Source organism: Acinetobacter sp. YH16032 (assembly GCF_013417345.1).
Classification (GTDB): Bacteria; Pseudomonadota; Gammaproteobacteria; order Pseudomonadales; family Moraxellaceae; genus Acinetobacter.
In genome coordinates this window covers 1-16187 of the sequence record NZ_VPEE01000024.1, presented here as the reverse complement: position 1 = coordinate 16187, position 16187 = coordinate 1, and the positions used below count along the sequence as shown (strand labels likewise).

12 protein-coding genes, 1 other RNA gene and 1 pseudogene are annotated in these 16187 nt (G+C 39.7%); 7 read left to right on the top strand and 7 right to left on the bottom strand.

All coding sequences use genetic code 11. The features are described 5' to 3' along the window. Positions 1-3 precede the first annotated feature (3 nt). Positions 4-690 (top strand): YggS family pyridoxal phosphate-dependent enzyme, encoded by a 687-nt coding sequence (locus tag FTV32_RS11860; RefSeq protein WP_180028751.1) that lies wholly within the window; start codon positions 4-6, stop codon positions 688-690. Between the two features lie 116 nt (positions 691-806). Then, the gene (locus FTV32_RS11855) at positions 807-1604 is read left to right on the top strand and encodes a thioesterase family protein (protein WP_180028750.1); all 798 of its coding nucleotides are present in this window, start codon (positions 807-809) and stop codon (positions 1602-1604) included. A gap of 44 nt (positions 1605-1648) precedes the next feature. Here the strand turns inward: FTV32_RS11855 and FTV32_RS11850 are convergent, their stop codons facing one another. Continuing rightward, on the bottom strand, positions 1649-5248 hold the full coding sequence (locus tag FTV32_RS11850; protein ID WP_180028749.1) for an AAA family ATPase: 3600 nt from the start codon (positions 5246-5248) through the stop codon (positions 1649-1651). A 9-nt stretch (positions 5249-5257) separates the two neighbouring features. Beyond that, positions 5258-6505, bottom strand: coding sequence for an exonuclease SbcCD subunit D C-terminal domain-containing protein (locus tag FTV32_RS11845; protein ID WP_180028748.1), 1248 nt, complete (start codon positions 6503-6505; stop codon positions 5258-5260). 1595 nt (positions 6506-8100) lie between these two features. Here FTV32_RS11845 and FTV32_RS11840 point away from each other — a divergent pair. Both FTV32_RS11840 and FTV32_RS11835 read left to right on the top strand, forming a co-directional pair. Next, on the top strand, positions 8101-8553 hold the full coding sequence (locus FTV32_RS11840; RefSeq protein WP_180028763.1) for an ABZJ_00895 family protein: 453 nt from the start codon (positions 8101-8103) through the stop codon (positions 8551-8553). Positions 8554-8617: 64 nt separating this feature from the next. After that, positions 8618-9529 (top strand): TIGR01777 family oxidoreductase, encoded by a 912-nt coding sequence (locus FTV32_RS11835; RefSeq protein ID WP_180028747.1) that lies wholly within the window; start codon positions 8618-8620, stop codon positions 9527-9529. Here the strand turns inward: FTV32_RS11835 and thiO are convergent. Together thiO and hemB are read right to left on the bottom strand one after the other, a co-directional pair. After that, positions 9526-10632 carry a glycine oxidase ThiO gene (gene thiO / locus FTV32_RS11830; RefSeq protein ID WP_180028746.1) on the bottom strand — a complete coding sequence of 369 codons (1107 nt, stop codon included), beginning with the start codon at positions 10630-10632 and terminating at the stop codon, positions 9526-9528. The two genes, FTV32_RS11835 and thiO, sit on opposite strands and share 4 nt — an antisense overlap. Before the next feature lie 200 nt (positions 10633-10832). Further along, positions 10833-11843: a porphobilinogen synthase gene (gene hemB / locus FTV32_RS11825; protein WP_092768220.1), complete on the bottom strand. Its 1011-nt coding sequence runs from the start codon at positions 11841-11843 to the stop codon at positions 10833-10835. Positions 11844-11951: 108 nt separating this feature from the next. Between hemB and FTV32_RS11820 the strand changes: the two genes are divergently transcribed. Beyond that, the gene (locus tag FTV32_RS11820) at positions 11952-12449 is read left to right on the top strand and encodes a thioesterase family protein (RefSeq protein WP_180028745.1); all 498 of its coding nucleotides are present in this window, start codon (positions 11952-11954) and stop codon (positions 12447-12449) included. Between the two features lie 52 nt (positions 12450-12501). On the opposite strand, the gene glpK is transcribed toward FTV32_RS11820, so the two are convergent. After that, on the bottom strand, positions 12502-13986 hold the full coding sequence (gene glpK, locus FTV32_RS11815) for a glycerol kinase GlpK (RefSeq protein WP_180028744.1): 1485 nt from the start codon (positions 13984-13986) through the stop codon (positions 12502-12504). 132 nt (positions 13987-14118) lie between these two features. Here glpK and ssrA point away from each other — a divergent pair. Both ssrA and FTV32_RS11805 read left to right on the top strand, forming a co-directional pair. After that, positions 14119-14479: a transfer-messenger RNA gene (ssrA, locus tag FTV32_RS11810) on the top strand. Between the two features lie 183 nt (positions 14480-14662). After that, on the top strand, positions 14663-15805 hold the full coding sequence (locus tag FTV32_RS11805) for a tyrosine-type recombinase/integrase (RefSeq protein ID WP_180028743.1): 1143 nt from the start codon (positions 14663-14665) through the stop codon (positions 15803-15805). Here FTV32_RS11805 and FTV32_RS11800 read toward each other — a convergent pair. Then, entirely contained in the window at positions 15796-16095 is a 300-nt protein-coding gene (locus FTV32_RS11800; RefSeq protein WP_257227627.1) for a hypothetical protein, read from the bottom strand. The two genes, FTV32_RS11805 and FTV32_RS11800, sit on opposite strands and share 10 nt — an antisense overlap. Continuing rightward, positions 16088-16187 (bottom strand): annotated as a pseudogene (locus tag FTV32_RS11795) (IS1 family transposase); the annotation flags it as partial. The pseudogene FTV32_RS11795 and the gene FTV32_RS11800, both read right to left, overlap by 8 nt.

The window sequence follows — 16187 nt, the reverse complement described above, 5'->3', positions numbered from 1 at the left end:
TACATGATGAGTCTAGAGCAAGCGAGAAATAGTGTTATTCGACAAATTGAACAAGCCTGTGAAGTTGCTCAACGACAATCTAACGAGGTTAAACTCCTTGCTGTTTCCAAAACGCATCCAGCAGATATTTTGAGAGAAATGTATCAGACTGGTCAACGAGCATTTGGTGAGAATTACCTGCAAGAAGCATTAGATAAAATCAAAGCGCTGAATGATTTAGACATCGAATGGCATTTTATTGGTCATGTACAACGCAATAAAACCAAACAGTTGGCTGAACAATTTGCATGGGTGCATGGGGTTGATCGCTTTATTATCGCAGAGCGACTCTCTAATCAACGCACAATCGAACAGGAGCCTATCAATATTTGTCTTCAAGTGAATATTGATGCTCAAGAAAGCAAAGATGGTTGTGCAGTTTCAGAGGTCGAAGATCTGGTTGCTCAAATGAGCATATTACCTCGACTTCGATTACGAGGATTAATGGTCATTCCAGCGCCTGGCAATGTAGATGCACTCTATGATGCCAAGACACTTTTTGATCAGATGAAAGAGCATCATGCACATCCTTCTGATTGGGATACCTTGAGTATGGGAATGTCGGGTGATTTACAAGATGCGATTAGCGCTGGATCGACTATGGTTCGCATAGGGACGGCCTTATTTGGGGCGCGAGATTACTCAAAATGATTGGATTCAGTCTGCACTGAACTTTCGGGTTCAGTCACTGTTATTGTAAATACAACTTTTTATGTATAAAAATAAACCAATATATTTCACATAATCATAAAACAGGGAAGAATTGGATGAGTTCGTATTATCAGCTTTTAGAACGAAAAGTGTGTGATGATGGATCAGTACTGGCTAAGTATAAGTCGACTATACATGCTCAAGGTGCATGGAATGCGCACGAACAGCATATGGCGCCCGCAACAGGGATTATTTGTGCAGAGTTGGATCACTTTTCTGCTCGGTCTGACCTACGGATTGGACGTATAAGTTTAGATATTTTGGGCCTGATACCCGCTGGGGAGTTTCAAATTGAAACTCGAATTATTCGACCTGGAAAAACCATTGAATTGATCGAGTCGACCATGTCTGCACATGGTAAAAGCTGCATTCAGGCACGTACTTGGCGAATGATGATGAGTGATACTCAGGCAGTCGCAGGATTAGAAGATCAAAAAGTTGCTGATCCTGACGAGGGGATCTTATGGGAAGAAATTAGAAACTGGCCTGGAGGCTATATTCAATCACTTGAGGCACGTCGTTTAGATCGACGGGCAGGCAAGGGAATTGTATGGCTAACCAATCCTTATGACATGGTTGAAGGACAAATACATTCAGACTTTGTGAAGTTGATGGGAATGGTCGATACAGCGAATGGAATTGTCACACGACAAGGTTGGCCGTTTAACTATACTTTCCCGAATTTAGATTTACAGATACATCTCTATCGTATGCCAATAGGTAAGTGGCTAGGTCTGGAAACAGTGCAACAATATGGTGATGACGGTATCGGGTTAACTTCATCTATTCTTCATGATCTGAACGGACCTTTTGGACGAGCTGAGCAAATTTTAACTTTAAGAAAACTGGCTTAGATTAAAGCCATCATTTGACGGCTTCAACTTATTATCATTAACCATTAACCGACAATATTAATGGTACTCGCACCTGCACCTACAGGTTTGACTTGAATCTGTACAGGAATACGTTCATGCATTTCTTGTACATGAGAGATGAGCACGACCTTACGACCTTGGCTTTGTAAATGATCGAGGGCATTCATGACCATATGTAAGGATGCCGGGTCGAGCGTACCAAAGCCTTCATCAATAAACAGTGATTCAAGTTTCATTGAACCTGATGCCATGTTAGCAATCGCTAAAGCAAGGGCTAAAGACACTAAGAAAGTTTCACCACCTGATAACGACAACACAGGTCGAACTTCGCTGTTCATATCTAAGTCAATAATGGCCAAACTTAAACTGTCATGAATACGATGCAACTGATAACGTGGCGCAAGCGGCTGTAATTGCTGATTGGCATATTCCACCAAAATATCTAAATGATGCTCTTGAGCAATCTTTTTAAACTTGGTGCCTTCCTTATGCCCAATCAAATCGTAGATACGTCCCCAACGATATTCTTCTGCTTTAATTTGCTCAATTTGGCTTTGATACTTAGCATAGTTGGTTTGATTAGCAGCATTCATGCGTAACTGAGTTTCTGTATCGGTGAGCGCTTCTTGTTGAGCGAGCTTTTCCGTTTGCAAGTTCTCAAGTTGCTGCTCGAGCATGCTGAGATCATGTTCAGGCTGATGTTTTAAATGTGCCTGATAACGTTCTTCTAAAACTTGCCAAGCGGTTTTGGCATTCTCTAAAAGTTGTCGCTGCGTATTTAACTCATGGCGTATTTGTTGATGTTGGGCTAAATCAATGCTTAACCATGTTGTGATTTGATCTGTGGTCACGGTCGGATGGCTCAGTTGCCATTGCTGAATAGCCTGTTGTACTTGCTGTAATGCCTGTTCAATATGATGTAAATCACTGAGCAACTGCTGCTGTTGTAAATTGGCTGCATTCAGCTGTTGTTCAGCATGTGCAGTTTTACTGCGTTGTGCATGAACCTCATTGGCATGGGCGACAGCAGTTTCCTCTAAATGTTTTTGCCAATCCGCAGCATAACGGTAGCTTTGACCGGCATAGTCTTGGGTCAGTTCCGCAAGTTTCGAGCGTAACATTTTGCCTTGCTCAATCAGTTGTTCAATCTGGTGAGTCAGGTGTTGTTCGTGCTTTTGCGCTGCTTCAAAGCGCAGCGTCATTTTTTCAAGTTCCTGCTGTGCTTGCAGCAGTGATGTCTCTACCTGTTTTTGCATGGTGAGCAATGCAACACGTTGCTGTAGCTGCTGTTGTAATTCAGCAACCCAATGTATTGGCATGTCTTGCTGATAGCGAGCAGGCAGTAACTGCACAATAGGTTGAATACCTTGTTCAAGCTGTACACGACGTTGAATATTCAATAGTAATTGCTGTTGTTGCTGCTGATCTTTACGCCATTGCTCAAGCAATTGACTAAGTTCTTGTTCTTGCACCTGTTGTTGTTCAATGTGCGATTGCAGTGTTTCGATCTGCTGCATTATGCGCTGCTGCAACTGAATCGGGTCTGCCGTGTCGAGATTTGAACCCAGTTGTTGTAATGCTGCTTGAATGTGCTCGAGCTGTTGCTGAGTGAATTGCGTGAGCTGTTCCATACGCTGTTGTTGCTGTTCAAGTAAGGTCTGTACTTTGGATTGCTCAATCTGTGCTTGCTGTACCTCATGATTGACCTGTTCCAATTGTTGACGAGCCTCTTGCAATTGGTGCTCGTGTAGTTGCAATAAACCTTGTTCTAAGCGTTGATGATGGTCTAAAAACGGATGTTCATGGCTACCACAGACCATACAAGGTTGATTGGCTTTTAGCTGTTCACGTAAATGCTGCACGTTTTCGCTATGTAATAGACGCTGTGCCTCCAAGATGCGTTGTAGTTGAGTATAAGCAGCTTCTTGTGTGGCTTTTTCGCTCAGGCGTTTTTCAAGGGTCTGTTGAATAATCTGCAGTTGCTTTTGTTGTTCAGCGATTGAGCCTGTCAGGTCGTGTATTTCGCTGATATGGGTAATGACTTGATCAAGCTGCTGCTGTTGATGTTGCAGTCGTAATACCGTACTTTGCTGATGTTCACGCTGTTGTTGGATGTTTTTTAGCGATTGTGTCAAAGCGCCAAGACTTTCATGTTGAGCCACATAGCTTTGCAGACGTTGTACAATGGTTTGCTGTTGCTGTTCTAACGTTGCAAAGGATTGTTGTAATAGTTCTGGCTCTTGTTGATGAAGCAACTGATATTGCTCGACATAATGTTGTAGCGCCTGCAAAGTACTTTGTGGTTCTTGGTCAAAGCATTGTAAAAATTGGCTTTGGGTTAACTCAAAGTTGATTTGTTGCTGTTTGTTTTGCCAAGCCAATACGCTGGTCTGTTGTTGTTCAACAGCATGTTTTGACGGTTCTAATTCATTGCGTACAAGCTGATCTTTATCTACACTGAGTTTTTTATACTGTTCAGAAATACTGTGAATGTCATGATCCAACTTTAAGCCTTGTTCAAGATGAGGCTTAATATCCAAACGTTGCTGCTCAAATTGCGCTTGGGCATGTTCATAGGCTTTTAAGCGCTGTTGTTCAGTAGTAGCTTGTTGTTGTAAAGAGACAAACTCAGCTTGAAAGGCCAGTTGTTTTTGTTGCACCTCAAGTTTTTGTGGTTCTAAACGTGCACGCTGTACATATTGTTCACGAATGGCTTGAAATGCATCAAGCTGTTGTAGCAATTGTTGTTGTGCTGCGGATTTATTTACGGCATCAAGCTGAACTTCATAAATCTCTTTTTTGCCATGGACTTCAGCATACAATTGATCACGCTCAAGATACCATTTACGTTCATTTTCAAGCAGCTTTTCTGATTGTGCCAAATGCACGAGTTGTTGTTTTAGCTGCTGATGTTGTTGATTTAAAGCCGCAAGTTGTTCTTCACTGAGAATATCCATGCGTCCAATATCTTTTTCTAATTCATTACGTTGCTGTTTAATCTCACTATATTTATCTGCTGCTTTTTTACTGACTTCACTAAAAATTTGTGAGTTGGTTAAGTATTCCAGTAGATCAGCACGTTCATGGTCTTTGGCTTTTAAAAATGCCCCCACTTCAGACTGTGCTAACAGGACTGCACGGGTAAATTGCTCAAAACTGAGACCAATCAGCTTTTCAATCAGTGGTGTCACTTCCGAGATTTTTTGCGTTAAGGTCGCGCCATCATCTAAACATTGAACAAAGCGCTCGACTTTTAAATTGCCATCAACTTTTTTACGCGCACGGCTAATGTCCCACCGCGCCAAATAGCGTTTACCATCAAGGGCAAGAAATTCAAGTTCAGCAAAACCAGCGGTGGTACCACGACGCAAAATATTCTTCGAATCTTTAATTGAAATGTCTTTACCGCCTACATCTTTCATGCTGCCAGCTGCGCCACGTAAACGTGGGATTTCATCGTACAAAGCTAAACACATGGCATCGAGCAGCGTCGATTTTCCTGCACCTGTTTTACCAGTAATGGCAATCAGACCTGCCTGAGCCAATGGCGCTTGTTCAAAATGGATATGTTGTTCACCGGCTAAAGAGGCCAAGTTGTTTAAACTGAGTCGAATAATTTTCATGACCTGTCCTTAGTGCGCTTTTTGATCCAAATCGTGTTGTGCCGCTTCAAGCAAAGTTAAGAAATCACGCTTCACCGATTCATCCTGCTCATAGCCCATTTTTTCCCAAAGGCTTAAAAATAATTTTTCAGGGGTGGGGGGCGCTAAATCGACTTTGTGACTTTCATCGTTTTGCTCCGTTGCTTTTTGATAAATTCGAGCTATACGCAGTAAACGATAACGATTTGGTGGCAGTGCCAGTTCAATCTGCTGACGTAAGTCTACAGGCGGTGGGGCATCTGTCGTATATTCAATCTCTAGAAAATGTCGTGCATTGAGATTGTCAATTTCGCCTTTTGGCAGGGCATGTACCGTAGTGATTAATTCAGACAAGGGTTCACGAATTCGAATCAAATCCACGGTACGTGGAATAATGTGCGCTTGATATTGAAAATGATTTTGTTCATCAGCTTCGGGGTCAATGGTGACTTCAACCACTTGATGTTTATAGTTGCGTTCACTAAAAGACAGTGGAATAGGTGAGCCACTGTAGCGAATATGTTCCTGTCCAACTTTTTGCGGTTTATGCAAATGACCGAGTGCCACATAATCAATCACATCATCAAATAATGCAGTGGATAAAGCCTCTTCGTTACCAATCACAATTGGACGTTCGGAATCTGAGGTTTCACCGCCTTGCATATGGGCATGTGACATCAAAATTAAGGCTTGATTGGGTTGTTTACGCGCTTTAGCTTCCGCAATAATTTGTTGGTGTAAATAGGCAATCGCATTTTGGCTGTTGGTGGTGTTTTCATTTAAGCCTGTAATTTCGGCACTGCGTAAATAAGGCAGGGTTAAGCACCAAGCAACGATATTTTTATCAGCATCATAAATAGGTACCAACAAACGATCGAGATCAAATTCACCATCCTGTTTGCCAATAATACCGACCGCTTTGGCATTGAATTTCGCTAGAAAAGGTTCAACCTGTTCAATGCGGTAACCGGAATCATGATTACCTGCGATCATTAAGGTTTGCATATGCGGGGCAATGGCATGGGCATCGGTGAGAAACTGGTATAACTGTTTTTGTGCAGATGATGCAGGATTGACCACATCAAAAATATCACCGGCAATCAGCAGGGCATTCGGTTGTTTTTGTTGAATTTGTGCAAGTAGCCAGTTTAAAAACTGCGTGTGTTCATAGTCACGATCATGATTGTGAAAAAATTGCCCCAAATGCCAATCTGAAGTATGAAAAAAACGCACTGCCATTACCGAACCCCAAAACATCTCAATTGTCATCTTATCCAATATCGGACTTTAAAACATCGAAATTTTTAACATCTCTATAAGACAGCTTTTAATCGCTATTTTTTATTCGATTTACTCTTTTTTCGTCTTTTTCTCTTGTTTCTATTTTTGATTCTCGAGTTGATCGAGATTTGCTTATGAGAAGAGGATGCATGCAGTTTAGCTGCTGTTAACGATTGATCTATTTTATGATGAAAAAAAAGATTGGATGACTAAGGGTACCAATAGAATGCTTAGCCAAATACTCATATTGATGGGAATTATTTGCTAGATATAATTTAAAGAATAGACTGAAACCGTAAAAATGAGTGCAAACCAAGCTTCTGTTTTAGAAATTTGATCTTCTGAAAAACGTTTGATATGGATCAGCGTATTTTGTTTGACATCTGAAAAATAAGAACGCGTGTATTTATTGGGAAAATAGCTGAGAAGCAGCATTCAGTTTTGAAAAAGATATAAAGACGATAAACCGAGTAAAAAATATCGAAATAATAAAATTAAACGCTCAACCCAACGATGCTCAGATGTAATATCGCCCTGTGAATAAAGTTCTATAATTTGATCAATAGACAAAATTAAAATTGAACAACAAGTAAAGAAACTCAGTAGAAAACGGCTTAAATGATGATGCTTAATTTCAAAAAAGGCATGTAAAATCGAATAGAGTAAAAATATTAACAAGATTATTGTGATAAATGTCGATAATACTGTATCAACACCAAGCATCTGTTTTTCGAAAAACCAATAGCAAATTCCAAGTGCGAATAAAAAACTAAGACCTTCACCAAAAGGTGTGGTTAAACTCTGATGATGGTCTACAGAAAAAACTATTAAGTAAGCACCAAGATAGAAATAGACCCAAATTATTAATGGATTCGAGCTATTACTCTGTATAGAAATAAATGAAAGTGCACTCAAAAATAGGCTTAAAATTGAATAAATTAAGATTTTTTCTTTGTTTCTAATGATTTGATGACTTTGATAAAAAACACCACAGAGTAAACTGATGATTGTAAGCGGTATGTGAAATTGATGATTAATAAATGCTTTAATAAAAACAAATCAATAGCAAACTAATACGATACTGATAAGAAAGCGAGTGAATGGATAATTCAATACATCCCAAAAGTCTGATTTAAAATTTAGACGTTTTTTTAGACTAATTTTATGTTTAATTTTTTCTTTATACATTGCGACTAGGATTTATTCTGATTGTTATCTCATCTTTATGGATAAAAGTATATTTAGAAAATTTATTAAGTTCAAAAATAAAGCCGACGATTCGAGTGATGTGAAATCGTCGGCCAAAATACTTCAGTCATTCAAATTTAGGCTGCTAAACTAAATTTTTCTGCAAGAAGCATGATTTATAGGTCTCATTGGGGTATAAGGTCACCGTGTATCATTGTGGATGCCGGTGCAATGACTACGCGGTTGCTACTGACCTTGTACCTTATATAACGCATAAGGTTGTGATTCGGTTGACAAGAAAATTAAAAATATTTGATTTATTTTCGGTTATGCTTTGTGACAGGAATTTATTGCGTCAGAGAGTTATGGTTTCTTTAAGAAAATATTTTTTATGGTTCTTTTTACTTTGCTTAGGATTAACGCTGGTTGCAGGTATATTGGCAGCGTTATTGCCTTCGGCAATTGCAGGAATAGTCACTGCACTTCCATATTTAATAGCGATGATTGTTGTTTTATATAAATTTATTGATCAACAACAACGTGCACCTTCGGATCAAGAACGTAAAAAATTCACATTAGGTTTTACCTTGATCTTTTGGGGCTATAACTTTCTTGGTGTTTTTTTAAGTATTTTATTTTTTTCGAGAAAAGACCCTGAAATTTGGCAGAACTTTTTACTCTATGTTCAAAATTCCAGTTTCTTAAGTCTCAGTGTAATTATGATTTTGATGCTGGCGATACCATTATATTTAATTACCTTTTGGTTTTATGGTCCACAAGCGAAGCGCATGGCGAATAAATTGGTGGTAAATAAGTAATCATGAATTGAGCTCAAAGGCATCTTTCACCATGATAGAGAGATCAGATCATAAGAGTATTTCTATGTATCATCCTTGCGTTTTGGTTACTGGTGCAACAGGTTTTATTGGATCTTATTTGGTTGCATATTTGCTAGATCAAGATTATCAAGTGATTGGTTTAAGCCGACAGTCCAATCCAAAAATGAAGCATCCACGTTTGACATGGGTTCAATCTTTCGATGATATCCAACACGCTCAAATTGACTATGTTATTAACTTAGCGGGTGAAAGTATTGGTGATGGTCGCTGGACGCAAAGGCGAAAACAAAAACTCATCGACAGCCGAGTGAATACGACCGATGCATTATTTCATTATCTGCTGACCCATCAGCAACATCCCAAGCGAATTATTTCTGGTTCTGCTGTAGGATATTATGGTATTGATCCTGATCAAGAATGGTCAGAAAAAAACAATGAGCAGGGATCATCTCAACCGATCTTTATGTCCGAACTTTGCCAAGAGTGGGAGAGGTCGGCGCTCCAATACAAAAATCAGTTTGATATTAAGGTCATTCGTTTAGGCGTGGTGTTTGGGCATGGCGGAGGAATTTTACAACAATTACTCTTACCGATTCGATTTAATCTGGTGGGTAAAATTGGTTCAGGTCAGCAGCCCTTAGCATGGATTCATATTCAGGACCTGATTCAGGCGATTGAATTTCTGATGTTGAATGACACTCCAAACGAAGTTTTTAATTTCGTTGCTCCTGAACAAACGAATCAGGTGTATTTTGTTCGCACCGCAGCAAAAATTTTAAACAAGAAACCGCTTTTAAGTCTGCCTGATTCATTGTTTAAAATCATGTTAGGTGAGCAGTCTCAATTGGTTTTAAATGGACAATACGTTATACCAGAAGCACTTATTCAAGCAGGTTATACATTTCAGTATCCAGAACTCAAAATGGCGTTGGAGCAACTACTTCCATCACATTAAACTTGAAACTTCAAAGATGGGTCATAGGGTCTAGGATCAACGAGGGTGGTCTGATTCAGCATGAGTTGTCGTAGTAACTGCGCTGCAGCTGGCCCCATGCATAAACCATTTCTAAAATGACCAAAATTCGCCCATAAGTTTTTCATTTCAGGCATTAAACCAATATATGGAATTCCATCAGGTGAACTAGGTCTCAAGCCTGCCCATTGTTGCACAATCGGGAAATTTTTAAGTTCAGGTATGAGTTGAATGCATGCTTGGTAAATGGATTGTTGTGTTTTCAAATTTGGGCGATGTTCAAAACCTAATTCCGCCATACTGGAACCACAGACGATATGGCCATCTCGACGTGGAATCATATACATGACCTTATACATACACATTGTGGGTAGCCAGTTTTCAGGGGTTTTGAATAGGATCATCTGCCCCTGAACAGGTTGAACAGGAATATTGAAATCAAGTTGTGATGCCCAATGTGCCGACCAAGCGCCTGTAGCGATAACATACTGATCAGCTTTAATCTGATGTTGATCGTGCAGAACAATGGATTGCACTTGTTGATTTTGAATCAGTAATTTTTCTACCCACTTATGTTCAATAATCTTTACTTTTGAATGTGCTTTGAGATAAGTCAGAATAGACTTTAAAAGACGAGGATTACGAACATTAGACAATTGTGGAAAATGCAAAGCCTGCTTGAAAGTATTAGAAACTCGTGGATTCAGATTTCTTAATTGAGTCTCGTCGAGTAAATCGCAATGCTGCATCGGCTCGTTAAATTGCGCCTTATAACTGAGTCCAATCTCAAAATCATCTTCATCAAAAATTAACATGCCTGAATCGTGAATTTCGAAATCAATGCCACTCAATGGTTGAATTTTTTGATTCCAAGATTGATATAACGATTTACCATGTTGTGCCAATTGATTGACTGCTTTGGGATAACGCCAAGGATACATAGGTGACAAAATACCACCACCTGCCCAAGATGCAGCTTTAGCTGCTTGTTTTTGATCAATGAGGGTAATTTCACAACCTTGTTCGAGTAATTCAAGCGCTGTTAGTAAGCCGCTAATTCCACATCCAATGATGGCAACGTGCATTTTTATCCACCTTCAAAATGACGGTGTGTATTAGACCATATTCAAGCTCTAATCGTGCAAATAATCTCAATGATGTAAAGAGATCGATGAGATGTAAGATGTTAAATGAGTAAGTTAAAAGTTGGGTCTTGAATACAATGATGATGATTTTAGTAGAAAAAAAGCGCTTTATGGAAAAGCGCTTTTGATTCAATAGTGTATTATATATCTTTAAGCATTTTTGCAGCATCTTCAGCAAAATAGGTCCAAATTCCATCTGCACCAGCACGACGACAGCTCATCAGTGATTCTAAAATTACACTTTCAGAAAGCCAGCCGTTTTGGATTGCTGCTGCCAACATGGCATATTCACCACTCACTTGATAAACAAATGTTGGAATGCCAAATGTGTCTTTAACTTCACGTACAATATCTAGATATGGCATCCCTGGTTTTACGATCACCATGTCTGCACCTTCTTGAATATCTAGTGCAATTTCGTGAAGAGCTTCAGCTCGGTTTCCTACATCCATTTGGTAGTTATACTTATTACCACCTTTTAAATTAGATGCTGAACCCACGGCATCACGGAAAGGACCATAGAAGCTTGATGCATATTTGGCAGAGTAAGCCATGATATTGGTATAAATATGACCATTTGCTTCAAATGCTTGACGAATCGCAGCAATACGACCATCCATCATATCACTCGGTGCGAAAACATCGGCTCCTGCTTCTGCATGGCTTAAACCTTGTTTAATCAGACACTCAACAGTTTCATCATTCAGGACATAACCTGTTTCATCGATGATGCCATCCTGACCGTGTGTTGTATAAGGGTCTAAAGCGCCATCAGTGATGAGTACCATTTCTGGTAATTCTTTTTTTAGAAGACGGACAGTGCTTTGAACTAAACCATCATCTCTCCATGCTGCTTCAGCAGTTAAACTTTTGTCTTCTTGTGGGGTAACTGGGAATAAAGCTAATTTAGATACACCTAATTCTAAAAGTTTTTCAGCTTTGTTTAACAACAAATCAGCTGAAAGACGGTGAATATTTGGCATACTAGGTATTTCTTGGGTTTGATTTTGACCTGGTAGAACAAATACCGGATAAATGAGATGTTCAGCAGAAAGATGTGTTTCTCTCACCATCGCTCTGAGTTTGTCATTTTTTCGAATACGGCGCATGCGTGTTGCAGGAAAAGCAGGGCGATTAAACGTATAAGTCATCACAATCTCGATGTTTGGTATTTTACTTGGGTCTAATTGTAGCCCCCTTAAGGCGGTTTTTGGGAAAATGCTGATGGTTTTTTCTCATGATGTTAATTTGAGTTTTGTATGAACGATTCCCAAAAAAAATGGATGGGTAACCTCCATTTAGGTGCTAAACCAGATCTTGAAGTGGTATTAAATCAACTCACTCAAGTATTTAATACCTCTCCTTATTTCGCTTACAACGAAATGAAAATGCGTGTCGTAGAAGGTGAAATCCAAGGTTATATTGAGATGAAACCTAATCTCATTGGTAATATTTCTTTCCAAATTTTGCATGGCGGTGTAGCGGCAACATTACTCGATAGTATTGGCGGGATTGTTGCAATGGGCGAGCTTTACAAGCGTGCAGAGCCTGATATGTTGCCTGAAACTTTAAAGAAAGTTTCACGTTTAGCAACAGTGGATATGCGAGTGGATTATTTATCACCAGGGCGCGGAAAGTATTTTATTGCCACTGCTGAAGTCCTACGCATGGGGCGCAAAGGTTGTACGATGCGCATGAATATGGTGAATGATGAAGGTAAAGCAATTGCAACAGGTATTGCTTCATACGCATATTGAAAAATCTATGTATCTCTTATAAAAAAACCGCCCTTGTAGGCGGTTTTTTATACTAAACATCTGATCTTGAACGTTTTAACGCACGATTCCATTGATGTAAATGAAATTGACGTTGATCTTCAGACATTGTTGGCTCAAAGGCTTTTTCCAATTTCCATGATGCCGCAATATCAGACGGATTTTTAAATACACCTGCAGTTAAACCTGCCATTGCCGCAGCTCCCCAAGCCGTTGACTCCAAAAGTTGCGGTCTTAATACAGGAACATTCAGTAAGTCGGCTTGAAACTGCATCAACATATCATTTTGACTCGCACCACCATCTACACGTAATTCTTTTAAAGGGTTTCGAATATCAGATTGCATGGCATTCAAAACGTCAGCGACTTGAAATGCGATTGATTCGAGAGCTGCTCGCGCAATATGTGCTTTATTTGTCCCTCTAGACATACCGCATAATAATGCGCGGGCATCCGTATCCCAATGAGGTGCTCCTAAGCCTGTAAAGGCAGGAACAAGTACGACACCATCGGTATTGTTAACTTGACACGCCAATTGTTCAACTTCTTGGCTACTTTGAATAATTCCTAGTCCATCACGTAACCATTGCACAATCGCACCAGCCATAAAAACACTACCTTCAAGCGCATACGAGGTGTGTTCTTTGCATTGCCAAGCTAAAGTGGAGAGAAGCTGATTCTGACTCAGTTGAATTTGATCACCTGTATTGAATAACATAAAGCAGCCAGTACCATAGGTATTTTTAGCTGAGCCTACGTCAAAACATGATTGACCAAATAACGCTGATTGTTGATCACCTAAAATCCCTGTAATTGGAATTTCTGCACCTAAGAGACCTTTTGCTGTATTGGCAATATGGCAATCAGAAGCCACGATTTTGGGTAGTATTGCTTTTGGGATATTAAATAGTGCGAGTAATTCGTCATCCCATTGCTGGGTATGCAGATTCATTAACATGGTTCTTGAAGCATTCGAGACTTCAATCACGTGTTCAGCACCTTGAGTGAGATTCCAAACTAGCCAGCTATCAATGGTGCCAAAAGCCACTTCGCCTTGTTCCGTACGAGCTCTTAAACCATTAATATTTTCAAGTAACCACACTAATTTTCCAGCACTGAAATAAGGATCAATGCGGAGTCCTGTGGTGAAATTTATCTTGGTTTGTAAGTCTTGTTGAATGAGGGAATTACACCAATCACTCGCTCTGCGATCTTGCCAAATAATCGCAGGGGCTAGAGGTTCACCAGTTTTTTTATCCCAAATCACTGTCGTTTCGCGTTGATTGGTTAGGCCTAAAGCTTTGATATCTTTAGGCAGTAATCGCGCATCAGCAATTGCTTGCTGTACCACTGCGATTTGTGAGCTCCAAATCTCTTGTGCATTTTGCTCTACCCAGCCTGACTTTGGGGTTCGTATTTTAGTTTCTCTTTGAGCTGTTGCATGAACGTTTCCATGTTCATCAAAAATGATCGCACGACTTGACGTCGTCCCTTGATCCAGTGCAAGTAAATAACTCATAAAATATGCAATTTTGAACTTGAAAAAAGGGATTTTATCTCAATTATTCAACTAAGCGCATGTGTATGTGTAATTGTTGTGAAATTAGAGGTCGTATTTTCAAACTTTTATGCTATGATTGCGTTGTACTTTGGGGATGTTCCTGGCTTCGACGCTGGTGATGAAACTCATAGATGCATGCCGAGAGCGCATTTTCTCTCGTAAATAAAATTTGCATTTTAAATAGTCGCAAACGACGAATCTTACGCTCTAGCTGCCTAAGGGCAGCTTGTCCGCATCTCTGAATACTTGTGGTTAGAGATCCCGACTGAAGCGCACGCACACAAGTCCGTATAACATCAAGCCTTGGGGTGTTGTACTAAACTTAAAGGATCGCTCTCTTAACCCTGTTCGTCGGGTCTTTGAGGGTTAAAACAATAGACGATATCTAAGCATGTAGTAATCTCGAGTGTAGTGCTTGCGGACGCGGGTTCAACTCCCGCCATCTCCACCAAAATTCTTTCCGAAGTAATCCATCGGAATCTAAAAAAGCCTTTAAACTCAATGTTTAAGGGCTTTTTTATTGGCTGTATTGTCCGACCCGATCCTAAGCTGTTTGACCCTATTTTTGCTTTCTGGGGGTCAAAATTGGGACAATTTGACCCACTAAATAAGTTTAATTATGTGGGACAAAGATATGTCGCTTACTGATGTGCTGTGTAAAAAAGCATTACCGAAGGAAAAACAGTACCGCCTTTCTGATGTTAATGGTCTTTCTTTACGAATAGATCCGAATGGGAAAAAATATTGGTCTATCCGGTATACGGAAAATGGACAAAGGAAGTCCAAAGCGTTAGGTCTATATCCTGAGCTGAGTTTAAAGCGTGCAAGAGAGATAGCGCTTGATCTGAGATATAAGCTCAAGAATACAGTTGAGGTCGAAGAGGAGCAGCCCTATTTCAAAGAAGTTGCAGAAGATTGGTTTAATAATCAAAAAGAAACCTGGTCATCCAAACATATCAGTAATGTACGAGCTTCATTGGATGAGCTTTATCTTGCTCTTGCTAAAAAGCGTATCAACCAGATTCAGGCTCCTGAGATTCTACAAATCATTAAGAAAATTGAGGCAAGAGGCTCGCTTGAAATTGCAAAACGTACCTTATCTCGTTGCGGCATGGTCATGAAGTATGCCATTGCGCATGGCTATCGTTATGATAATCCGGCAGGTGATCTGGTTTATGCTCTCAAGAATAAAAGAGTCAAAAATTTGGCTTCGCTTACTGCCTCTGAAATGCCTGAATTTTTAAGAAAGGTAAGAGCTTACCCAAGTGATGCTCAAACACATCATGCCATTATTCTGATCATGCTGACAGGTGTTCGGGTTAGTGAATTGCTGCAAGCACGCTGGGAAGAATTTGACCTGGAAGGGCGTAAGTGGGATATCCCTGAAGAGCGGATGAAGAACCGTCTTCCACATCGTGTACCGTTGACGGACATGATGATTGCCGAGCTTCAGGCTTTGAGACTTACCCATAATCAGGAACTGTTATTTCCACATCGTTTAAATAACAAAGAACCTATGCGTAGCGAATCTATTTTGGCCGTGATCAAGCGTTCGGGCTATGCAGGTCGGATGACCACACATGGTTTTAGATCGCTATTCAGTACAGTCGTAAACGAATCAAATCTGTTTAATCCAGATGCCATTGAGCGCCAGCTTGCTCATGTGCCTCAAAATAGAATTCGCTCGGCCTATAACCGAGCACAATACTGGGATGAGCGGGTAAGGTTGATGGCGTGGTATGGGGAGCAAGTGAAAGAGTGGATGGCTCAGTATTGAGCCTTTCCTTTTTCATTACACATTTCATTTTTATACGCCTCCTTAATCAATATTTCTAAAACTTCACTTTCAGAAATATTTTTGAAAAGTGCTAATTCTTCTAAGAATTTTTTTGCATCTTTTCTTAATGGTAAGTGATATTTTTTTTTAGGGTTTTCTTTATTTTTTTCTCTAAAAATATTTTGCTGCCATGATTTTTTAAGTTTATTTATTTCAATACAATATTTTTGTAGGTCATTAATATAGAGAAAGTCCGGTGGTGTTTCAAAAAGTATGCTGGCGTTAAACAAATCCGTTATTAAGGTAAAAGAAAGTCAAATCAAAGGCTTTAAAATGATTTTCGAGCTTTTTAGAAAAGTTGCAACTTCTCCTAAATCCACGC